This window comes from Streptomyces sp. NPDC021020 (assembly GCF_044333285.1).
In the GTDB taxonomy this organism is placed as follows: domain Bacteria; phylum Actinomycetota; class Actinomycetes; order Streptomycetales; family Streptomycetaceae; genus Actinacidiphila.
Map to the genome: position 1 here is coordinate 275,662 of NZ_JBIRQQ010000010.1, position 16,188 is coordinate 291,849.

General features: G+C 73.4%; 15 protein-coding genes and 1 pseudogene. 11 read left to right on the top strand and 5 right to left on the bottom strand.

What is annotated here, in order from left to right:
• Positions 1-80: 80 nt before the first annotated feature.
• Complete coding sequence (locus ACH4SL_RS29195) at positions 81-1,091, bottom strand: hypothetical protein (protein ID WP_398450881.1); 1,011 nt, start codon at positions 1,089-1,091, stop codon at positions 81-83.
• 135 nt (positions 1,092-1,226) lie between these two features.
• Entirely contained in the window at positions 1,227-1,553 is a 327-nt protein-coding gene (locus ACH4SL_RS29200) for a thioredoxin family protein (RefSeq protein WP_398450883.1), read from the bottom strand.
• Positions 1,554-1,825: 272 nt separating this feature from the next.
• Between ACH4SL_RS29200 and ACH4SL_RS29205 the strand changes: the two genes are divergently transcribed.
• The 9 genes from ACH4SL_RS29205 (at position 1,826) to ACH4SL_RS29245 (ending at position 9,868) form a co-directional block, all read left to right on the top strand.
• Positions 1,826-2,215: a YidH family protein gene (locus ACH4SL_RS29205; protein ID WP_398450885.1), complete on the top strand. Its 390-nt coding sequence runs from the start codon at positions 1,826-1,828 to the stop codon at positions 2,213-2,215.
• Between the two features lie 32 nt (positions 2,216-2,247).
• The gene (locus tag ACH4SL_RS29210) at positions 2,248-3,885 is read left to right on the top strand and encodes a SulP family inorganic anion transporter (RefSeq protein ID WP_398450887.1); all 1,638 of its coding nucleotides are present in this window, start codon (positions 2,248-2,250) and stop codon (positions 3,883-3,885) included.
• 5 nt (positions 3,886-3,890) lie between these two features.
• Positions 3,891-5,216: a DUF2254 domain-containing protein gene (locus tag ACH4SL_RS29215; protein ID WP_398450890.1), complete on the top strand. Its 1,326-nt coding sequence runs from the start codon at positions 3,891-3,893 to the stop codon at positions 5,214-5,216.
• Between the two features lie 226 nt (positions 5,217-5,442).
• Positions 5,443-6,660, top strand: coding sequence for a chloride channel protein (locus ACH4SL_RS29220; protein ID WP_398450892.1), 1,218 nt, complete (start codon positions 5,443-5,445; stop codon positions 6,658-6,660).
• A gap of 115 nt (positions 6,661-6,775) precedes the next feature.
• On the top strand, positions 6,776-7,225 hold the full coding sequence (locus ACH4SL_RS29225; RefSeq protein WP_398450894.1) for a DUF6325 family protein: 450 nt from the start codon (positions 6,776-6,778) through the stop codon (positions 7,223-7,225).
• Positions 7,222-7,515, top strand: coding sequence for an SHOCT domain-containing protein (locus tag ACH4SL_RS29230; protein WP_398450896.1), 294 nt, complete (start codon positions 7,222-7,224; stop codon positions 7,513-7,515). The genes ACH4SL_RS29225 and ACH4SL_RS29230 overlap by 4 nt, the downstream gene beginning before the upstream one ends.
• 129 nt (positions 7,516-7,644) lie before the next feature.
• Positions 7,645-8,226: a hypothetical protein gene (locus ACH4SL_RS29235; protein WP_398450898.1), complete on the top strand. Its 582-nt coding sequence runs from the start codon at positions 7,645-7,647 to the stop codon at positions 8,224-8,226.
• Positions 8,227-8,652: 426 nt separating this feature from the next.
• Positions 8,653-9,312: a hypothetical protein gene (locus tag ACH4SL_RS29240; protein ID WP_398450900.1), complete on the top strand. Its 660-nt coding sequence runs from the start codon at positions 8,653-8,655 to the stop codon at positions 9,310-9,312.
• Between the two features lie 106 nt (positions 9,313-9,418).
• The gene (locus tag ACH4SL_RS29245) at positions 9,419-9,868 is read left to right on the top strand and encodes a peptidase inhibitor family I36 protein (RefSeq protein WP_398450902.1); all 450 of its coding nucleotides are present in this window, start codon (positions 9,419-9,421) and stop codon (positions 9,866-9,868) included.
• 133 nt (positions 9,869-10,001) lie between these two features.
• On the opposite strand, the gene ACH4SL_RS29250 is transcribed toward ACH4SL_RS29245, so the two are convergent.
• Both ACH4SL_RS29250 and ACH4SL_RS29255 read right to left on the bottom strand, forming a co-directional pair.
• A complete protein-coding gene (locus ACH4SL_RS29250; protein ID WP_398450904.1) occupies positions 10,002-10,214 on the bottom strand; it encodes an EF-hand domain-containing protein in 213 nt (70 codons plus the stop codon).
• A gap of 696 nt (positions 10,215-10,910) precedes the next feature.
• Positions 10,911-11,335 (bottom strand): annotated as a pseudogene (locus tag ACH4SL_RS29255) (transposase); the annotation flags it as partial.
• Between the two features lie 757 nt (positions 11,336-12,092).
• On the opposite strand from ACH4SL_RS29255, the gene ACH4SL_RS29260 reads away from it, so the two are divergent.
• The gene (locus tag ACH4SL_RS29260) at positions 12,093-12,299 is read left to right on the top strand and encodes an MbtH family protein (RefSeq protein ID WP_398450906.1); all 207 of its coding nucleotides are present in this window, start codon (positions 12,093-12,095) and stop codon (positions 12,297-12,299) included.
• A gap of 7 nt (positions 12,300-12,306) precedes the next feature.
• Here the strand turns inward: ACH4SL_RS29260 and ACH4SL_RS29265 are convergent, their stop codons facing one another.
• Positions 12,307-13,005, bottom strand: a complete 699-nt coding sequence (locus tag ACH4SL_RS29265; protein ID WP_398450908.1) for a 4'-phosphopantetheinyl transferase family protein — start codon at positions 13,003-13,005, stop codon at positions 12,307-12,309.
• 69 nt (positions 13,006-13,074) lie between these two features.
• Here ACH4SL_RS29265 and ACH4SL_RS29270 point away from each other — a divergent pair, with 69 nt between their 5' ends.
• Positions 13,075-16,173, top strand: a complete 3,099-nt coding sequence (locus ACH4SL_RS29270; RefSeq protein ID WP_398450910.1) for an amino acid adenylation domain-containing protein — start codon at positions 13,075-13,077, stop codon at positions 16,171-16,173.
• The last annotated feature ends 15 nt before the right edge of the window (positions 16,174-16,188 follow it).

The following is a 16,188-nucleotide window of genomic DNA, read 5'->3' on the forward strand; positions in this document are numbered from 1 at the left end:
CAGGGCTCCCCCGTTCACGCGCCGGCCCCGGAGGCGGCACCCGTGCGGGGCCGCTCGGCGCCCTTACCGTCGGGGCCGCCTCACCACCGGCCGTAGGCGGGGGTGGTGGGCGGGCAGCTGGTGCTCGGCGAAGGCGTGGGCGTCTCGGTGGGGGTCTCGGTGGGAGTGACGGTCGGGGTCGGCGTCTGAGTAGGAGTCATCGTCGGCGTCACGGTCGGCGTCTGAGTAGGGGTCTCCGTCGGCGTGACAGTCGGCGTCTGAGTGGGAGTTTCCGTCGGGGTCTCCGTCGGCGTCACGGTCGGCGTCTGGGTGGGGGTCTCCGTGGGGGTCACGGTGTCGGTCGGCGGGGCCTGGGCGCAGGTCACCGCGACGTGGCCGAGTTCGAGGTCGACCAGCGGGCCGGCGTAGAGCTCGGAGCCGTCGGTGCCGGTGAAGGTGCCGGAGATGCTGATGTCGACGCCGGCCCGCGCGCCGGTGACGGGCTGGTAGACGCCGCCCGCGGGGTCCTCGAAGCGGTCGTAGGTGACGGTGAGGTCCGCGCTGGAGACCGTGTCGATGCCGAGTTCGGCGCCCGTCACGGTGAGCTGCGTGGTGCCCTCGGGTACGAGGTGGTCGAGGACGGTGATCTCGTCGGCGTCGGTGTGGGCGTAGGCCAGGGCCAGCGGGCCCACCGGTTCGGGAATGCACTCGGCGTACGTGTCCAGGGTGCCCAAGCTCAGGAAGTCGGGCCGGGTCAGGGCGAGGGTGAAGCCGGACGCGCCGGCCTCGGCCCAGTTCTTGTCCGGCTCGGCGTCGGTACGGGCCACGTTCGCGCCGTCGACGGTGAGGCGGCCCAGGACGTCGTCGGGGTCGGAGAAGTCACCGGGGTCGAGGCCGGCGTTCGCAGCGGAGGCCGCGGTGCCGTAGACACCGTGGTAGGCAGCGACGCCGAGGCCCGGCGCCGAGGAGATGGTCAGGTCGACGAGCGTGCTGGTGGCGACGTTGTCGGCGGCCTGCGCGGACGTCTGACCCACAGCCAGGACACAGGCGGCCACGACGGCCGCGGCGGACGCCGTGCTCGTCGCGAGCCGCCTCGGGGAGAGCTTCCTCATAGCGGACAGCAGACAACAGCACCACCGGAAATGGTGAGATTGTCCGCCGAACAGAGGTATCGGCGTGTTGTCCCGGTGCCCGCGCCGACCGGCCGCGCGGGGCACCCGGGCGTCGGGAGCGTACCGGCGCGGGCACTACACGTTGGCGTCGACGAACTCCGTCAGCTGGCCCTTGCTCAGAGCGCCGATCTTGCGGGCGGTTTCGGCACCGGCCCTGTAGATGATCAGGGTCGGGACGGCGGTGACGTTCTGCTGCGGCGGGGTCTCGGGGTTCTGGTCGATGTTGTGGCGGGCGACGGTGAGGCGACCGGCGTAGTCGGTGGCGAGCGACTCGACGTCCGCGCGGATCATCTTGCTCCCCCCGCTCCACTCGGCCCAGAAGAAGACCAGCACCGGGCCGTCGACGTGCAGGACCTGGTCGGTGAAGGTGGCGTCGGTGACGTCGAAGGGTTCGGCAGACATGGGACGTGCCTTCCTGTACCGGGGGCGGGAACGGCCCGGGGGTGATGTGCGCATGACTGGCCGTCCTGTCCCCTACCCGGCCCGGGACCGCGTGACTCCGGTGCGCCGGGAGCCGCGTGTCACCCGTCCGAACCCTCCCCGGTGGCGGGCGCGAGGGAGTGCGCCGAACGTGGAGAGCGTTCTGTCCGGCGGTGGCGGCCGAGGCCCGCGGTCGTCCTGATGAGCGGCGGTACGCGCAGGGTGCCGTACCGCAGCGACGGGGGTGGGCGCTGATGTCCCGGCCGGAGAGGCATGGTGACGAGGACGCGTCCCGTCCGGTCCCGTGGTGGAAGCGCGGCAAGGAGCCCGACTACCGGGCGACGATGGCCAACGAGCGCACCCTGCTCGCCTGGTCGCGTACGGCGCTTGCCCTGCTGGCCGCCGCGTTCGCGGTCGTCAAGCTCACCGACGTCACACCGCGGGGGCTCCGGCTGGCCCTGGGCGGCTACCTCGTGGCGCTGGCGAGCTGTGTCGCGGTGGCCGGTTACGTGCAGTGGCGCTCCCGCCAGCTGCGGATGCGCGAGGACCGCCCGCTGGGCCGGGTGGTGGGGCCCGCCCTGCTGATGGGGGCGCTGCTCGTGCTCGCCGGTTTCGTCGTCGCGGTCATCGTCAGGGCCTCGTGAGCACCGGGGTCCGTCTGCGGTCGATGCTCGGCATGAGCGCGGGAGGTGTGCGCGGCGACGCGCTGGGCGCGGCCACGGCGTGGGCGCTGATCGTGCCGGAGTGCGTGGCGTACGCGCAGATCGCCGGTGTGCCGCCGCAGAACGCCTTCTACGCCGCCCCCGTCGCCCTGGTCGCCTACGTCCTGGTGGGCCGCTCCCGGTTCCTGATCATCGGCGCGACCTCGGCGGCCGCGGTGCTCTCCGGTGCGACCGTCGCGGACGTCAGCTCCGACCCGAAGCAGTCGGTGGGGCTGTCGGCGGCCCTTGCCGTGATCGCGGGCGGCGTACTGCTGGCGGCAGGCCTCGCACGGCTCGGGTTCGTCACGAACTTCCTGGCCGAACCGGCGCTGGGCGGCTTCCTGTTCGGCATGGCGCTGACCATCGTCGTCCGCCAGTTCGCGAAGATCGTCGGCACGTCGAGCGGCGACGGGCAGTTCTTCCCCCGGGTGTGGACGGTGCTGCGGCATCTGCCCGACTGGTCGCCCGCCTCCGTGGCGGTCGGTGCCGCCGCGCTCGCGGCCCTGCTCGCGCTCGAACGCTTCGTGCCCCGGCTGCCGGCGTCCCTGCTGGTCCTGGTCGCGGCGCTCGTGGTGTCGGCGGCGGCCGGGCTCAAGGACCACGGCGTGGACGTGGTGGGGAAGATCCCGTCCGCCGTGCCCGTGCCCCACCTCCCCGGCATCGCCGCCGCGGACTGGTGGCAGCTGGCCGGAGGCGCCTGCGGCGTGGCCCTGGTGGTCTTCGCCGAGGCGTTCAGCATCGCCTCGCGCTTCGCCCGCGAGCACGGCGACGAGGTCGACGCCAACCGCGAGATGGCCGCCGTCGGCACGGCGAACATCTGCGTCGGCCTCTTCCGCGGCTTCACCGTCTCCGGCAGCGCCTCGCGCAGCGCCGCCGCCGTGGCAGCCGGCGCCCGCTCCCGCCTTGCCTCGCTGATCGCCGCCGTGCTCATCCTCCTCACAGGGGCCTTCCTCACCCCGCTCTTCACCGACCTGCCAGAACCCGTGCTCGGCGCGATCGTGATCGTCGCCGTCCGCGGCTTCCTCGCCACCGACCAGCTGCGCCGCTACGCCCGGGCCGACCGCGCCAGCCTGTGGGTGGCGCTCACGGCGCTGTTCGGCGTGCTGCTCTTCGACCTGCTCCCCGGCCTGCTGCTCGCCGTCGCCCTGTCCCTGGTGCTGTTCGTCGCCGCCGCGAGCACCACCCGGGTGGCCGTCCTGGGCCGGCTCCCCGGCAGTCGGACGTACGGGGACACCAGCCGGCACGCGGACGCCGCCACCGAACCCGGGATCCTCGTCGCCCGGCCCGACGGCACGCTCTTCTTCGGCAACTGCGACCGCATCCGCAAGGACGTCCTCGCCCTCACCAAGGCAGCCGAGCCCCCGCCGAGCACGGTCGTACTGGATCTCGGGTCCACCTACCACCTCGGCATCCCCGTCCTGGACGTCCTCGACGAACTGCACGACGCCCTCGACCGCCGCCGGTGCGCCCTGCACCTCGCGGAGCTGCGCGCGACAGCCCGCCACGACCTCGACCAGCACCCCCTCGCCGCCCGGCTCGGCCCCGCAGCCGTCCACCCCACGGTGGCCGACGCGACCGCCGGCGCGGCCGAGCCCCGGCGACGGGAGGGGTGAACGCCGTGCCGCCGCGCGTGCCGTTCCGCCGCGCCCACGGGGGCGCCTACCTCTCGGCCCGGGCCGCCTGGCCCAACCGCGGCCTCGCCGCGGCCATGATCGCCGCGGCCGTACTCCTCGGCTACTGGCTGCCGCACCTCGAACGCCGGCACCCGGTCGCCGGGCTCTCCTACGACCCGGCCACCGCCCAGGCCACGTTGGGGGCGATCGCGTCGGGCATCATCGCGCTCACCGGCTTCGTCCTGACCGCGGTCACACTCGTCATCCAGTCCGTGCAGAACGCCTCACCCCGGCTCGCCGGGCTGCTCGGCTTCTTCGAGCACTCCCTCGTCCTGTTCGGCGCGCTGACCGGAACGGCCGTCTACGCCCTGGTGGTCCTCGCCCAGGTCAGCCAGAGCCACGTACCGCGGCTGTCCGTCACCCTGGCCATCGTCTTCGTGATCCTCTCCACCAGCACGACCCTGCGCACCCTGACCGCGCTGCGCGAGGTGATCACCGGCGGCGGCCTCGCCCGGCTCGTCGGCGTGCGCCTCCACTCGGTACTGGACGACACCTGGCAGCCCGCGACCCCGGCGCTGTCCGGACGCGAACACCCCGATCCCGCGACGCTCACCGCCCGCCACAGCGGTGTCGTCCAGTCCGTGGACGGCGCCGCCATCGCCGGGATCGCCGCACGGCACGACACGTACGTCACCTGCCTGGCCGCGGTCGGCACCTTCGTCCAACCCGGCGCCCCGCTCCTGCGCGTCGTCCCCGGGCCGGTCCCCGAGGACGACGCGCGCCGCCTCGTCCGCGCCGTACGTCTCGGCCCCACCCGGCGCATCGACCACGACCCGGCCTACGGCCTGCGGCTGCTCGTCGACGTCGCGATCCGCGCACTCTCACCCGCCGTCAACGACCCCACCACCGCCGTCCAGGCCCTCGACCAGATCGAGGCCGTCCTGCTGCGCCTCGCGCACCGCCCCCTGGGCACCGCCACGATCCACGACCACCGGGGAGTCGCCCGTCTCACGCTGCCGAGACCCGGCTGGGAGGAGGTACTCGACCTCGCGCTGTCCGAGGTCCTCCACTACGGCTCGGACTCCCTCCAGGTCGTCCGGCGCCTCCGCTCGCTCCTCGACACCCTCGCCTCGTCCGCCCCGCCCGCCCGGACCGGCGCCCTCGCCGGCTACCGCACCATGCTGGACCGCTCCGCGCGAGCGCTGCCCGACCCGCCCCTGGCCGCCCCCGCCGCGGTCCCCGACCCCCAAGGACTCGGCGGCCCCGCCCCGTCCGGCCCGGCCGCTCCGACCGGCCGAGCCGACTGGGGCGAAGCAGCCGAGGACCCCTGACCGCGCACCCGCCCCGCCCAGCAGCGCCGCGACGCCTTCACCGGGGTCCGGACCCGACCACCGCACACGCCCGAGGAGCCCCGCCATCGCCGAGTCCGCCCGCCCTCCCGCCGAACCGGGGCGCCCCGCGCCGCAGTCCCCGCAGCAGGACGACTCCCTCGGCGAGACGCTGCGCCGGCCGGGCTACCTCAAGGCCCTGGTGTTCTGCGGGATCATCGGCATCCCCGTGTCACTGCTGGCGTTCTTCTTCCTGGCCGCACTGCACGAGCTGGAGCACCTGATCTGGGAGACCTGGCCGCACGACGCCGGGTGGGCCGACCCGCCGTGGTGGTGGGCGCTGCCGACGGCGGTGGTGCCGGCGGTGGGCGTGACGCTCGTCGTGCGGTACCTGCCCGGACAGGGCGGGCACGTACCGGCCGCCGGACTGCACCTCGGCGGCGCGTCGAAGGCGGCCGTACCCGGCGTCGTCCTGGCAGCGGCCTGCGCCCTGCCGTGGGGCGCTGTGCTCGGCCCCGAGGCGCCGCTGATCGCCCTCGGCGGCGGACTCGCCCTGCTCTTCCGCGACCTGGCCCGCGCCCCGGCCACCAAGGCGAGCAACACGCTCATGGCCGCCGCCGGGTCGTCCGCGGCCATCTCGGCAATCTTCGGCAACCCGCTGGTCGGCGTGGTGCTGCTCATGGAGGCCGCCGGAGTCGGCGGCCCGCAGCTGTTCGCCGTACTGCTGCCCGCGCTGCTCGCGAGCGGCGTCGGCGCGATCGTCTTCACCGGCTTCGGCCGCTGGACCGGACTGCACACCGGCAGCCTCTCCCTCCATCTGCCCGAGCCCCCGCAACTGGACACCGGCGACGTGGCCTGGTCGGTACTGGTCGCCGTGGCCCTCTCCGTCGCGATGCACGCCGTCCTCGCGCTCGGCCGGCGTACCGCGACGGCGGCGACGCCCCGCCCCTGGCCCGTGATCGCGCTGTGCACCGCGGCCATGGCCGCGTGCGTCACGCTCTACGCCCTCGCCACCGGCCGCTCCCCCGCCGAGGCCGCGCTGTCCGGGCAGTCGGCGCTGGCCGGGCTCGCCGAGAACCCGCACGCCTGGCCGGTCGGCGCGCTCGTCGCGGTGCTGGCGTTCAAGGGCGCGGCCTACGCGGTGAGTCTGGGCAGCCTGCGCGGCGGCCCGATCTTCCCCGCGCTCTTCCTGGGCGGCGCAGCGGGCGTGCTGCTGGCACCGCTCCCCGGATACGGGGTGGTCCCGGCGATGGCCGCCGGCATGGCCGCCACGTCCTGCGCGGCGCTGCGCCTGCCCGTCAGCTCCGTCGTCCTGGTCGCCCTGCTGGTCGGGCACACCGACGCCCTCCCCGTCATCATCCTCGCCGCCGTCGTATCCCTCGTCACCACGGAACTGCTCCCGCGGGCGCTCCGGCGACCGGGACGCTCCCCGGCCGCACCAGCGTGACGCGGTCTGCTCGCTCCCCGGAGCACCGACCCCGATCGGCCCCGGCCGGGATGCGAAGGGTGAAGAGGGCTGCCTACGGTGACGTCACCCCCCTGCAGAGAGGCGGTCCCACCCGATGCCCGACACCCTCGCGGCGGATACGGTCGGTCCGGTCGACGTGGCCGTCATCGCCTTCCCCGGGAACCAGTTCAACGGCGACATCGCGCCCGCGCTGCGGGACCTCCAGGACAAGGGCACGGTCCGGGTCCTGGACCTGACGTTCGTACGCAAGGACCCCGGCGGGACGGCCACCGTGGTCGAACTCGCGGACTCCGGCCTGGCCGACGCCTTCGAGAAGGTCACCGGCCAGGACTTCGACCTGCTCAGCGAGGAGGACCTCGCGGTCGTCGCAGAGGGCATGCCGCCGTCGTCGTCCGCGCTCGTCGTGGTCTGGGAGAACGTCTGGGCCGCCCGGCTGGCCGCCGCCGTCCGCGGATCGAAGGGACAGGTCGCCTCCCTCCAGCGCGTACCGCACGAGACCGTCGCCGCCGCCGTCGAGGCCCTGGACCAGGAGAACGCCGCATGATGCGCCGCAGGATGGGACGCCCCGGACTGATCGGCGCCGCAGCACGCACCGCCGTCGTCACCGGCACCGCCACCGCCGTCAACCGCCGCGTCCAGGCCCGCGCGGACGAGCGGGACGCCGAACGCTACGCCCCCGCCGAGCCGGCCCCGGCCGCCCCGGCCCCCGCCCCGGCCGAGTCGTCGCAGGAGTCGCGCGTCGACCAGCTCAAGACGCTGGCCGACCTCAAGACCCAGGGCGTCCTCAGCGACGAGGAGTTCGCCGCCGAGAAGGCCCGCATCCTGAACGGCTGACCCCGCGCCCGCCGGCGGGTGCGGGGACCCGAAGGAGTGGTGTCCGCCCCGGGATCGACTCCTCGCGGGAAATGCCCTCGTTGTCCCGGTCGTTCGCCGCGTGCCCACGCGGTGAGGATGGGAGCAGCAATGACCAGGACCCGTGTCGCCATGGCGGCGGCCGCGGTGGCGATGGCCGCGGCGGCCGTGCCCTGCACGACGACGGCGGCCTCGGCCGTCACCACCGTGCAGACCGTCAAAGGCGCGCTGTCCGCGCCGGGAGGCATGTCCTACGCGCAGTGCCCGGACGGCACGCAGCTCATCGGCGGCGGCTACGCCGGAGCGGGCACGTACGACTCCACCGGCGAGGTACGCGACACCGTCGACGTCTCGGCGCCCTCGGCGGACCGCCAGGGTGCGTGGGGTGCCCGGATGCACAAAGGCACGGTCACCGCGTACGCGCTGTGCGACAGCGACTCCGTCCCCACCTACGCCGTCCGCGGCGCGGCCGCCTCCGCCGGCAGCACCTCCTACGCGGGCTGCCTGAACAGCACCAACCTCATCGGCGGGGGCTACGCCATGGACCCCGTCTACGGCGCCGACGGCACTCCCCACGACCTGATCGAGGCCAACACCCCCTCGCAGTACCTCCAGAACACCTGGGCGGCCAAGGCCCACAGCGGCACCGCCACCGCCTACGCCCTGTGCAGGGACTACGCCATCTCCGAGTAGCGGAACCCGGTGCCGCCTCGACGCCTGGGCGGCCGGCCCCGTCCGACCTCCCCGGACCGCGCCGCGGTCACCGACCCGGGCCAGGGCTCCCGTCCGCTCCCTCACGCGCGGTGGGGCGCGCCGTTCACTCGGGGCGGCCCACACGAAAGGGGCTGCCCTGAGCTACGTTGCTGCGGGGGCCTTACCCGCGCGGTGAAGCGTTGACACGGTGCGGGCGCCGAGCAGGCTCGACCGCTGTGGCCCGGGCGAGCCCGCCTGGGTGGATCCGTACGGCGACACGCTGTTCAACGAGCAGGAAGCTCACGTTGCGCCCGAGGAGGCGGCCGCCCCGGCGAACATGATCGATTCACCCGTATGGCTCTTCCGCCCCGCATTTTGCTCACATAAAGTGAGCATGCAAGCGCATAGAGTCCCGAAGGGAAATCCGTGTTCCGTACCGTGAAGCAGCGCATGGCCGTCGGAGCCACCGCAGCAGTCCTCGCCGTCACCGCCGCCTCGTTCTCCGCCCCGGCGGCTGGCGCCGCGGGCGGCGATCTGACCTACGGCAGCAACATCCTGCTGCAGAACCAGTACGGAGGTGACGGCGGTTACCTCGACACCAACGGCGTCTCCAGCCAGCCCGGTGCCACGTACAACGTCAACACCAACCAGACCCCGAACAGCCGGGGCCCGGCCACATCGGTATGGAAGGTCGTCTCCGCCACGGGCAAGACAGCCGGTACACGCGTGACCAGCGGCGACGTCATCTACCTCGTCAACCAGTACGGCGGCGGCACGTACCTCGACACCAACGGCGTGTCCACCAAGAGCGGCGCCAAGTACAACGTGTCGGCCACGCAGACCAAGGACCGCGGCACCGGTACCGGCAAGTGGCACATCTTCGGCAAGACGTCCTCGCCCGCGGACGGTCACATCCGCACCGACGACATCGTGCACCTGCTCAACGACTACGGCTCCGCCAACGGCGGCTTCCTCGACACCAACGGCGTCGCCGCGCAGTCCGGCGCCAAGTACGACGTCGTCACCAGCCACTACACCGACCGAGGCACCGGCACCGGCTCCTGGAAGGTACTGCCCTCCACCTGACCCGAGCCGCACACGCCGCTGAGCGACCACCCATTGGCCTTCTGGAACATGAGCTGCCCAGCAGCCGCAAAGGGCAACGTCGCAAACACAAGGAGTACCGAAGAGCATGATGACGAAAGCCGCCCTCGTCCTGGCTGCGATGCTGACCGCGGGCCTGCCGCTGGCCGCGCCCGCGTCCGCCGACGACTCCGGCGTCCGGGAGATCCGGGGCCACGGCCTCTCCGCTTGCCCCGAGAGGTCCCTGTGCCTCTACCAGGACACCGACTTCAACGGCACCTCGAACGCGAGGATCTGGATCATCACCAAGTCGGTCCCGGACCTGGGCGACTACGACGCCAACGACCGCACGTCCTCCGTCTACCTGAACTCCCCCCCGGACTGGTGGGCCGGACTCTTCCAGGACACGGACCGCGTCGGTGACTCGATCACGGTCGCGGGCGGAACGTCTCTCGCTAATCTGCGGCATGTCGAGATCGATGTCCCCGAGCCGCACACGCCCTCGAGGTGGGGCTCCTTCAACGACGAAGCCAGCTCCGTGCAGCTCTGGAACCCGTGACGACGACCGCTCGCTGAACACCTCTGCCCGACCGGGATCCCTTCGGCCGGGCAGAGCGCGGAGCTGCGCCGCTCAGGCACATCGCCCATCAGGTCGTCGCCTGCGAACGGGGCTGTGCGCGAGGGACAGCCGGTCAGGCGAAGTGCGACGTGAATTCCGTTCGGCTGATCCGCCGGTTGCCGTCCGTGTCGGCGCCTCGGACGAAGTCAGCCAGTTTCACTCCGCCGACGGTGCCGCCGTGGTCCTTCCCGTAGTCCCGCAGTTCGCTCAACCTGATCTCTCCGTTTCCGTCCGCGTCGATCTCCCTGAACAGGGCCTCGGCCTCGGCCACAGTCATCTTGTCCATTGCTCCTCCAGGATTCTTCGCAGGACGCCGTAGTTGTCTCGGGGAACGCGGCGGACGACAAGCGCGGGCAGCGGCGCCGCAGCGGCCATCGCCATCGCCAACGAGACCGCGAACTCCTTGATCACGTCCGGTGAACGATTCCGCGCATCCCGGGACACGCCAGATCTCGGGCTGTCCCCCGGATGGGGCTTTGGCGACCTCACACCTTTCCGAGCACAAGCACGCTCGACGGCCACCTTTGAGACCGGACTTCTCCAGATCCGCGGCGAAGCAGCCGCAATGCCCGCAGAGCGGGAATTCACCCCTACCGGCGCGCTGGCTCTCCGTCCGGACCACTTCCGGATCAGGTACGTTGACGCTTCCACGCGGGTGGCAGGACTTCCAGGAGTGGATGACGACGACGTCCCCGGTGGCCCGCACCGTCGAGACCTTCTCGATGTCGATGCGGAGCAGGACCGGCGGGTTGTGCCAGCCGCAGCGGTTCCCGCTCGTGGCGCTGTGCGGGGCGCACCGCGGATCACCCAGCAGGCCGCTCCGACCGGCGCTGAGCGTCGCCTTCACCGCCGCCGCCAACTCTGATTCTCATGTGCTGAATTCACACCAGAGCACCATGAACGCACTAGGCATAAATCGAAGGCGAAATGTCAAATCGGGATTTCACGAAAGGCCGCCCGTGCGGACCACATGATGTGGACGCGCCGTGAGCTCGCCCGCGCCGGGATGGCCGTGGTCGACGAATGCCGTGAGCGGATGATGGCCATCGGTCTTCTTCCAGGTCGCAGCCGCATCCTGCTTGTCGGAGTGGGCGAGCACCAGCACACCGTCGTTGTCCACCGTCGCCTGCCCGCCAGCATCCGGCGCCGCATCCCGACGTCGGCCAGGCAGTCCCCGCCCAGCGCCACCGACAACGCGACGTCGAGAAGGACCTTGCCCGGATCGTGCGCCGCCCGCGGCCCGCGCCAGGGCGAAAGCGCCGCCGATATCGCCTGCTCCAGCCCGACCTTGCGGACGGTCTCCACCAGCAGGACGCCACCCGCCTGGGACACCGCGCCACGGCCGCCGCCCTCGACGCGGATACGCGGATACGACCCGAGAAGTGTTCCTTTGACAGCGACCGACAAGACCCTCTTACGCAACGTCGCGATGAGGCGGTCGAGGTTCCCACGCGCGGTGTGCGTGCGGATCGGGTCGATGTAGTCGCGTGACTCGATGATCTGGCCGTCCCGGACACGCATGACGAAGACGCAGGGGACCTTGGCCGTGGAGTCGTCCGGCAACGTGAACTCGTAGGCGAACTCGGCGACGATCACTTCAGGATCGGCGGTCTCGTGCACGACGACATCGACGACCCGCCTCTTGGGCAAGGACCCCCGAACGTCCGGCGGCACGGTGAAGTGCTCCTGGAGCGCACGCCGACTCGTCAACGGCTCGGACTCCGGCGTCGCCATCGGATGCCGGACATCGGTGACCTCGCCGTACAGGGCCGGCAACTCGTCGAAGGACTCGTCGGCAACCCCATGAACAAGCCGGAGAAACACTTCGCGCGGGCTCAGACCCACAAGACCTCCCCAAGTAATACGTGCAGGCGCATAGCGATCGTTATCGCCTGATCCAGGCCGGTCTTGCGGACTGTTTCGATCAACCGCACCCCACCCGCCTGACGGACATGCCTCAGAGCGGATCTGTACCGCCGTCGAACAGCGGGGCATTGCAGCAGCTCGCGACGGCGGCTGACGTCCGCCGCCCAAGCACTGGGCCACTCAGTGGTTCGGCGCAGCTCCCGGGCACCCAGGTCAGCGCATGTGCATGAGTTTGGGGGAGGGCTCGGAAAACCGAGGGGGGCTTCCTATGATGTGGTCAACGCTGGGAGGGAGACACATGGTTGAGGACGGGGACGCCAACCGGGTGCACATCGTCGTGCGGAACGACGAGGGGCAGTATTCGGTCGTGGCGGCCGACCGGGAACTTCCGGAGGGCTGGCACGCGGAGGGCACGCGCGGGCGCAAGGAGGACTGCCTGGCCCACGTGGACAGGGTGTGGACGGACATGCGGCCGGCCAGTCTGCGCGCGCACATGGGCGGCTGACGGCCGCTCAGCCGGCGGGCACGGGCCCGGCCGCCACCGCGACCGCTGCCGCGTGGTGCGGGGGTGCCGGGACGTCGGCGACGGCCCAACCCGGCGGGGAGGTCGTCAGGTCGTCGGCGGCGAGGTCGCGGCCCAGTCCGGTGCCGAGGCCCTTGAGGTAGGCCTCCTTGCGCGTCCAGAGCCGGGCGAAGGCGGCGGGCGCGTCGCCCGCGCGGGCCAGGGCGAGCCGCTCGGCGGGGTGCAGGGTGGGCGCCAGGTCGGTGACGGCGGCGGGCGTCGGATGCGGTTCGACGTCCACGCCGACCGGGTGCCCGGCCAGGCCGATCATCACCTGGTCCCCGCCATGGGAGAGCGAGAACTCGCAGCCGGCCGCCGCGACGACCGGGCGGCCGTGCGGGCCGCCGCAGCAGGGGCAGTCGGCGCGGGTGAACCGCACCGAGCCGGGGGTGAGGCCCAGGTGGTCGCCGAGCACCAGCCGCAGGGCGAGGTGGGCGTAGCCGTAGCGGACCCGGTCGGCCTCGCGGCGGAAGGCGGCCATCCGGCGGTGCTCCCCCGCGTCGAGGCAGGGCACCCGTTCCGCCGCGGGACCGGCGGGCACCGCGAGCAGCCACAGCCGCACCGGGACGGGCAGCTGCCCGGCGGTGATCTCGGCCGCGGCGAGCGCGGACCGCGTCGCGTCGGCGTCCGTCCAACGTCCCTGATCCATAAGGGCATTGTGCCAACGCGGTAGGGCACTTCCCCGGCCGGGCGGGGCCTTCCATGAGATCATCCGACTATGTTCCCGTCCCTGGTTGACGCAGTGCTGGAGACCGCCGGACGAACACCGCGGCGGTACGCCGTGGTGGAGGGCGGGCACCGGCTGACCTACGCCGAACTGGCCGCGCAGGCGTCGGCGCTGGCCGCGGGGCTCGCCCGGCGGGGTGTCGGGCGGGGTGACCGGGTCGGCGTGCTGCTGGCGCCGGGCGCGGACTGCGTGGCCGCCACGGTCGCGGCCCTCATGGCGGGTGCGGCGTACGTGCCGCTGGACCCGGAGCAGCCGTCCGCGCGCACGCGGGCGATGCTGGAGCGGTGCGGCGCGCGGATCTGCGTGGCGGCCGGGCCGGACGCGCCGGAGGCCGTCGCGGACTGCCCGGTCGTCCCCGTCGCGGAGCTGGCCGAGGCGGGGCAGGCCGGCGCGGCGCCCTTCCGCGCCGACGACGTGGCGTACGTCATCCACACCTCAGGCTCGACGGGCACACCGAAGGGCGTGCAGATCGAGCACCGCAGCGTCCTCAACCTCGTGGCGGAACTCGACCGGCTCGCGCCGCCCGGGCCGGCGCCGGTCGGGTCGTGGTGGACGCGGCCGAGCTTCGACGTGGCCGTCTGGGAGTCCTGGTCGCCGCTGATGAACGGCGGCACGCTCGTCGTCGTACCCGACCGGCTGCGGCTGGAGGGCCCGCGGGTGGTGGCGTGGCTCGCCGAGCAGGAGGTGACGTCCGCCTACCTGCCGGGCGCCTTCCTGCCCGATCTGGCGTCGCTGCTGCGCTCCGGGGCGGCGGCCTGCGCGAAGCTCACCCGGCTGCTGGTGGGCGTGGAGCCGATCCCGCTGGGAACGCTGCAGGACCTGATGGAGCTGCGCCCGGGGCTGCGTGTCGTCAACGGCTACGGCCCGGCCGAGACCACCATCTGCTGCACCCTCTTCCCGGTGCCGCGCACGGGCGGCAACCGCGCGGAGCGGACCCCGATCGGGCGGGCGGTGGCGGGCAACCGGCTGTACGTCCTCGGTGAGGACGGCGCCCTCTCGCCGACGGGGGCCGGTGAACTGGCGGTTGCCGGGGTGGGCGTGTCGCGCGGCTACCTGGGCGCGCCGGCGGCGGAGTCGGCCCGTTTCACGGCGGAACCGGGCGGGGGCGGCGGGCGCTGCTACCGCACCGGGGACCTGGTGCGGACGCTGCCGGACGGCGACCTCGTCTTCGAGGGCCGCGCCGACCGCCAGCTGAAGGTCCGCGGCTACCGCGTGGAGCCCGGGGAGGTGGAGGCGGCGCTGCACGCCTGCGCGGACCTCCAGGACGCCGTGGTGGCCGGGCGAACGGCGGACGGCAGCGCGCTGATCGCCGCCTACGTCGTCCCCTCGCCCGGCACGGCACTGGGCCGGGAGGCGCTGGCCGTGGGCCTGCGCCGGATCCTGCCGGTGTGGGCGGTGCCCTCGCTGATCGTGCCGCTGGAGCGGGTGCCGCTCACCGCGAACGGCAAGGTCGACCACGCGGCGCTGGCGGCCCTGGAGGTGCCCAGGGCGCCCGCCGCGCGAGGCGCGGCCGCGGCCGCGAGCAGCACCGAGCGCCGGCTCGCGGAGCTGTGGGCGCAGGTGCTGGGCGGCCCGGTGGGACCGGACGACGACTTCCTGCTGCTCGGCGGGCACTCGCTGGCGGCGGCCCGGATCTGCGCGCGTACCAGGGAGGAGTTCGGCTGCGACATCACGGTCGCCGACCTGCTCGCGGCGCCGACGGTGGCCGGGCTCGCCGCCGTGGTGGACGCCGCGGAGCGGGACGGGCCCGGCGTGCTGCCGTGGACGCCGCAGGACGGACGCTATCCGCTGTCCTTCGCGCAGGAGCGGATGTGGCTGCTGGACCGGATGATGCCGGGCAGCCGTGACTACCTCCTGCACGAGGCGCACCTGCTGCGCGGCGCGCTGGACGTGGCGGCGCTCCGCGCGGCGTTCGGCGACGTGGTGCAGCGGCACGCGGCGCTGCGCAGCACCTTCCACGAGGACCGCGGGGTGCCGTACCAGCGGGTCGCGGACGATGTGCCGGTGCCCTTCGAGGTGCGGGACCTGCCGGGGGCGACGGCGGCGCGGATCGCCGAGGTGATCGACGCGGAGGCCCGCCGCCCCTTCGGGCTCGACACCGGGCCGCTGCTGCGGGTGACGCTGCTGCGGCTGGCGCCCGAGGAGCACGTCCTGCTCCTGGTGCTGCACCACATCGCCGCGGACGACGGGTCGATGGACGTCCTGTGGTCGGATCTGCGCGCCTTCCACCGGCGGCGCGTCTCGGGTGCGCCCGCGCCCGTCCCGCTGCCGGTGGGCTACCCGGACTTCGCGGCCTGGCAGCGCGCTCCCCGGCAGACGGCCGCGCTGGCCGGGCACCTGGACCACTGGCGGCGGGAGCTGGCGGGGGCACCGCTGACGCTGGAGCTGCCCGCGGACTTCCCGCGCGCGGTGCCGGCGGAGTCGGTGGACGCCACGGTGCCCTTCGCCCTGCCGCCCGGCGCGGCGGCGGCGCTCGCGGAGCTCGCCCGGGCGCGGCGGGTGACGCCCTACACGGTGCTGCTGAGCGGCTTCGCCGTGACGGTGGCGGCGACGGCCGGTCAGGACGACTTCGTCGTCGCCTCGTTCAGCGGGCAGCGCGGCCGGGTGGAGCTGGAGCCGATGGTCGGCATGTTCGTCAACACCGTCGCGCTGCGCATGCGGTGCGGCGGCGACCCGTCGTTCGCGGAGCTGGTGGACCGGGTCCGGGACGCGGTGCTGGGCGCCTTCGCGCACCAGGACCTGCCCTTCGACCGGCTGGTCTCCGCGCTGCGCCCGCCGCGCGACCTGACCCGGCATCCGGTGGCGCAGGTCGGCTTCCAGGTGCTCGCCGCCCGCCGGGACCGGCTGCGGCTGAGCGGGCTGGACTGCTCCCCGTACGCGGCCGGGCAGGGCGGCAGTCCGCTGGACGTGCTGGTCGAGGTGGAAGAGGGGGGCGAGGGCGGCGCCGACGTCACGGGGCGGCTGCACTACCGGCCCGACCTGTTCACGCCGGAGCGGGCGCGGCGGCTGGCGGGGCGGTACGCGGCGGTGCTGGCGCGGGGCGTCGCCGATCCGGCGCTGCCGCTGTCGAGGCTGACCGCCGGGGAGTGACGCGGGCCCGCCCGG

Coding starts and splice junctions, on each gene's coding strand:
- ACH4SL_RS29230 (WP_398450896.1), top strand. CDS start 7,222: ATGATGCGCCGCAGGATGGGACGCCCCGGACTGATCGGCGCCGCAGCA.
- ACH4SL_RS29210 (WP_398450887.1), top strand. CDS start 2,248: ATGAGCGCGGGAGGTGTGCGCGGCGACGCGCTGGGCGCGGCCACGGCG.
- ACH4SL_RS29265 (WP_398450908.1), bottom strand. CDS start 13,005: ATGGATCAGGGACGTTGGACGGACGCCGACGCGACGCGGTCCGCGCTC.
- ACH4SL_RS29205 (WP_398450885.1), top strand. CDS start 1,826: ATGTCCCGGCCGGAGAGGCATGGTGACGAGGACGCGTCCCGTCCGGTC.
- ACH4SL_RS29225 (WP_398450894.1), top strand. CDS start 6,776: ATGCCCGACACCCTCGCGGCGGATACGGTCGGTCCGGTCGACGTGGCC.
- ACH4SL_RS29245 (WP_398450902.1), top strand. CDS start 9,419: ATGATGACGAAAGCCGCCCTCGTCCTGGCTGCGATGCTGACCGCGGGC.
- ACH4SL_RS29260 (WP_398450906.1), top strand. CDS start 12,093: ATGGTTGAGGACGGGGACGCCAACCGGGTGCACATCGTCGTGCGGAAC.
- ACH4SL_RS29200 (WP_398450883.1), bottom strand. CDS start 1,553: ATGTCTGCCGAACCCTTCGACGTCACCGACGCCACCTTCACCGACCAG.
- ACH4SL_RS29195 (WP_398450881.1), bottom strand. CDS start 1,091: ATGAGGAAGCTCTCCCCGAGGCGGCTCGCGACGAGCACGGCGTCCGCC.
- ACH4SL_RS29250 (WP_398450904.1), bottom strand. CDS start 10,214: ATGGACAAGATGACTGTGGCCGAGGCCGAGGCCCTGTTCAGGGAGATC.
- ACH4SL_RS29270 (WP_398450910.1), top strand. CDS start 13,075: ATGTTCCCGTCCCTGGTTGACGCAGTGCTGGAGACCGCCGGACGAACA.
- ACH4SL_RS29235 (WP_398450898.1), top strand. CDS start 7,645: ATGACCAGGACCCGTGTCGCCATGGCGGCGGCCGCGGTGGCGATGGCC.